The following is a 4,082-nucleotide window of genomic DNA, read 5'->3' as shown; positions in this document are numbered from 1 at the left end:
CAGATTGAGATTCAGGCTTGATTACAAGCCGTATTGCTTGAGTTTTTTTCGCAGGGTGCCGCGGTTAATGCCCAGAATTTCGGCAGCGCGACTTTGATTTCCGTGGGTGTGTGCCAATGCGGCTTGTAACAAAGGTACTTCAACCTCTGTCATCAACATTTCATAAAGATTGGCAGGGGAGTGACCGTCCAGCTGTTCAAAATAGGTTTTCAGCGCGTTGGTGACACATTGATTCAAAGGGGCGTGTTGCTGTTCGGCGGTGACACCTAAATCAATACAATCAGCTAAGTCGTTGTTCAGCGCGTTATTCATGCGGCCAGTGAATCCTTGTCAGCGAGTTGCGCAAAAAATGCATCTGTAAAAGCCAGCTGTTGTTCAGCTTTCTCCAGTGTATTCATCTGTTGGCGAAAGGCATTACCATTGCGTAAACCTTTGCTGTACCACGCAATGTGCTTGCGCGCCATGCGCACACCGGAATATTCACCATAGAAATCGTACAGCGTGTGCAGGTGACTAATCAAGATCTGTTGCACTTCTGTTACAGCAGGTTCAGCTAAATTGTCACCAGTTTGTAAGAAATGCAATATTTGCTTGAATATCCAAGGGTTGCCCTGGGCCGCACGACCAATCATCAAACCATCCGCACCAGTTTTCTGTAACACCAATAGCGCTTTTTGCGGATTATCAATATCGCCGTTGGCAATCACCGGAATCGTAATGCGCGATTTGATTTCCGCAATGGTGTCGTATTCGGCATCACCTTTATAGGCATCGGCGCGGGTTCGACCATGAATGGCCAGCGCTTGAATACCAGCATCTTCAGCGATTCTGGCGATTCGCACACCATTGCGGTTATCGCGATCCCAGCCGGTACGGATTTTCAAAGTCACCGGTACATCAACCGCATTGACCACCGCTTGCAGAATATCGCCAACCAGTTTTTCATGTTGTAACAAAGCGGAACCTGCCATCACATTGCAGACTTTTTTTGCCGGGCAACCCATATTGATGTCGATAATATGCGCACCTTCCGCCACATTATGTCGGGCCGCTTCAGCCATCATCTGTGGATCCGCCCCGGCAATCTGCACACTACGAGGTTCAGGTTCGCCTTCGTGATTGGCACGTAACAGGGATTTTTTACTGGCCCACAAGGCTTTGTTAGCTGTGATCATTTCCGACACCGCCATGCCAGCACCAAGTTTACGGCACAGTTGGCGAAACGGACGATCGGTTACGCCAGCCATTGGCGCCAGAAACAGATTATTCGGTAAGGTGTAAGGGCCGATGGATAAAGCTTTATCAGCCATGACGAATACCAGTCAGGCGCGCCCATTCTTCCAATACAACAGGGGCATCCATAGCAAACGCGGTCTGATAATGCTGCCGTAATGTTTCGGCTTGGACATCGAGAAGACCCGATAACACCAACTGAGATTGAGCACGGGTTAATTCGAGAAAACGTGGCATTAATTCCATTAACGGACCGGCCAGAATATTTGCCAGCAATAAATCACATTCAAAAGTCGGGCAGTGTTGCGGCAGATAGGTCTCAATAATGACGCCATTACGCTGTGCATTGGCTTGTGTAGCTTCTAAAGCTTGTGGGTCGGTATCAACACCAATAACTTTATCTGCGCCAAGCAGCGCCGCAGCTATCGCCAGGATGCCGCTACCGCAGCCATAGTCAATCACAGTTTTACCGGTTAAATCAGCCTGATCCAGCCATTGCAGACATAACGCGGTGGTTGGGTGGGTGCCGGTACCGAACGCCAGGCCGGGATCCAGCAGAATATTAATGGCTTCCGGTTGGGGAGGTTGATGCCAGCTGGGCACTATCCATAATTTCTCACCGAAGCAGATCGGTTTGAAGTTATCCATCCACTCCCGTTCCCAGTCTTTATCTTCAACCGCTTCAATGCGGCAGACTGGTAAATCACTTATCTGGGATTTTAATGATGCCAGCAGCATGTCAGTGTCAGTTTCGGCATCAAACAATGCAATTACCGAAGTTGCAGTCCATAACGGTGTCTCGCCGATAGCTGGTTCATAGATGGGCTGATCGGCATTGTCCTGAAAGGTGACTGCTGCCGCGCCGCATTCAGACAGTGCATCGGATAATGCTTCTGCCTGCTGCGGCGAGCTGGTGAAAATAAGTTGGATCCAGGCCATAACAGTCGGACTTATAGTCCGAGTTTCTTTTCAAGATAGTGAATATTGGTGCCACCAGTCTGAAAATGCGTGTCATCCATGATGTCGCGTTGTAATTCAACGTTGGTTTTGATGCCTTCAATGCCGATTTCTTTCAATGCAGTACGCATACGGGCAATCGCTGATTCACGGGTATTACCGTAGGCAATCAGTTTGCCAATTAAAGAATCGTAGTTTGGTGGTACGCGGTAACCGCTGTATAGGTGCGAATCCATACGAATACCGGCACCGCCTGGTGCATGATAATGCGTAACCAGACCCGGACTTGGCATAAAGGTACGTGGATCTTCAGCATTGATGCGACATTCAATCGCATGACCGCGCATCACTACATCTTCTTGTTTAATTGACAGCGGTAAACCTGATGCAATACGAATCTGTTCAACAACTAAATCCACGCCGGTAACACGTTCGGTGACCGGATGTTCAACTTGAATACGGGTGTTCATTTCGATGAAATAGAACTCACCGTCCTGATAGAGAAACTCAAAGGTACCTGCACCGCGGTAACCGATACGCACACAGGCATCGGCACAGACTTTACCCATACGATCGCGCATTTCTTTGGTAATGCCCGGTGCAGGCGCTTCTTCAACAACTTTCTGATGACGACGTTGCATTGAGCAGTCACGTTCACCCAAGTGCACGGCATTGCCATGCTCATCGGCTAATACCTGAAACTCGATATGACGCGGGTTTTCCAGGAATTTTTCCATGTAAACCATATCATTACTGAACGCCGATTTTGCTTCACTTTTGGTTAAGGCAATGGCATTCAGCAAATGAGCTTCACTGTGCACTTCACGCATACCACGTCCACCGCCACCGCCAGCCGCTTTGATAATGATCGGATAGCCAATTTCACGTGCCAGACGCAGATTAGTCTCATCATGATTGCCAAGCGGACCATCAGAGCCCGGTACACAAGGTACACCAGCGGCTTTCATGGCTTTTATCGCTTCAACTTTGTCACCCATGATACGAATGGTTTCAGGGCGGGGGCCGATGAAAATAAAGCCACTTTCTTCGACACGTTCAGCAAAGTCAGCATTTTCTGACAGGAATCCATAACCAGGATGAATTGCAGTGGCATCAGTGATTTCGGCTGCACTGATTAAGGCTGGCACATTCAGATAGCTGAGTCCGGAAGGTGCAGGGCCGATACAGACACTTTCATCGGCCAGCAGTACATGTTTCAAATCACGATCCACATCAGAGTGGACAGCAACGGTTTTAATGCCTAATTCCCAGCAGGCTCTGAGAATACGCAAAGCGATCTCGCCGCGATTAGCGATGACAATTTTATCAATCATGATGTTTTATCCGCAGTGTTTAGCTTGCTAAGACAGCCGAAGCTGCCAGCAGTATTATTCAATAACGATCAACGGTTCGTCATACTCAACCGGGTGACCATCTTCGACCAGGATAGCTTTGACGATACCGCTGCGATCCGCTTCAATTTGATTGAACATTTTCATTGCTTCGATAATGCAAATTACATCACCGGCTGAAACTTGCTGGCCGATTTCCACAAATGAAGCGGCTTCCGGCGACGGCGATCGATAAAAAGTACCAACCATCGGCGAGCGTACCGCATTGGCTTCGTTAGAAGATTTGGTTGCTGCAGCTGTTGCTGCGGCAGTAGCCGCTTCACTGGCAAAAGACGGCACACTTGGTGCGACTGGAGCAGGTTGCGGAGCAGCAAAATATTGTTGTTGTGGGTAAGCAGAGCTGGCGCGGCTGATACGAACAGATTCTTCACCTTCAGAAATTTCGATCTCTGCAACATCCGATTCCTGAATCAAATCAATCAATTTTTTTATTTTACGAATATCCATGATTTAGCCTTGATGGTTGGTGTGTGTAATGGC

The 4,082-nt window shown here is 48.5% G+C and carries 5 protein-coding genes; all 5 read right to left on the bottom strand.

Features of this window, described 5'->3' with window-relative positions:
• Window positions 1-21: 21 nt before the first annotated feature.
• The 5 genes from fis to accB are packed head-to-tail and all read right to left on the bottom strand — an operon-like array spanning window position 22 to window position 4,049.
• Window positions 22-312: a DNA-binding transcriptional regulator Fis gene (fis, locus tag Q7V21_RS05470; protein ID WP_069294753.1), complete on the bottom strand. Its 291-nt coding sequence runs from the start codon at window positions 310-312 to the stop codon at window positions 22-24.
• A complete protein-coding gene (gene dusB, locus Q7V21_RS05465) occupies window positions 309-1,310 on the bottom strand; it encodes a tRNA dihydrouridine synthase DusB (protein ID WP_304916305.1) in 1,002 nt (333 codons plus the stop codon). The genes fis and dusB overlap by 4 nt, the downstream gene beginning before the upstream one ends.
• Window positions 1,303-2,172: a 50S ribosomal protein L11 methyltransferase gene (gene prmA / locus Q7V21_RS05460; protein WP_304916304.1), complete on the bottom strand. Its 870-nt coding sequence runs from the start codon at window positions 2,170-2,172 to the stop codon at window positions 1,303-1,305. The genes dusB and prmA overlap by 8 nt, the downstream gene beginning before the upstream one ends.
• Before the next feature lie 11 nt (window positions 2,173-2,183).
• Entirely contained in the window at window positions 2,184-3,524 is a 1,341-nt protein-coding gene (gene accC / locus Q7V21_RS05455; protein WP_069294750.1) for an acetyl-CoA carboxylase biotin carboxylase subunit, read from the bottom strand.
• Between the two features lie 54 nt (window positions 3,525-3,578).
• Entirely contained in the window at window positions 3,579-4,049 is a 471-nt protein-coding gene (gene accB, locus Q7V21_RS05450) for an acetyl-CoA carboxylase biotin carboxyl carrier protein (protein WP_304916303.1), read from the bottom strand.
• Window positions 4,050-4,082: the final 33 nt, after the last annotated feature.

The organism is Methylophaga sp. (assembly GCF_030651745.1).
This window is presented reverse-complemented; position numbering and strand designations above follow the sequence as displayed.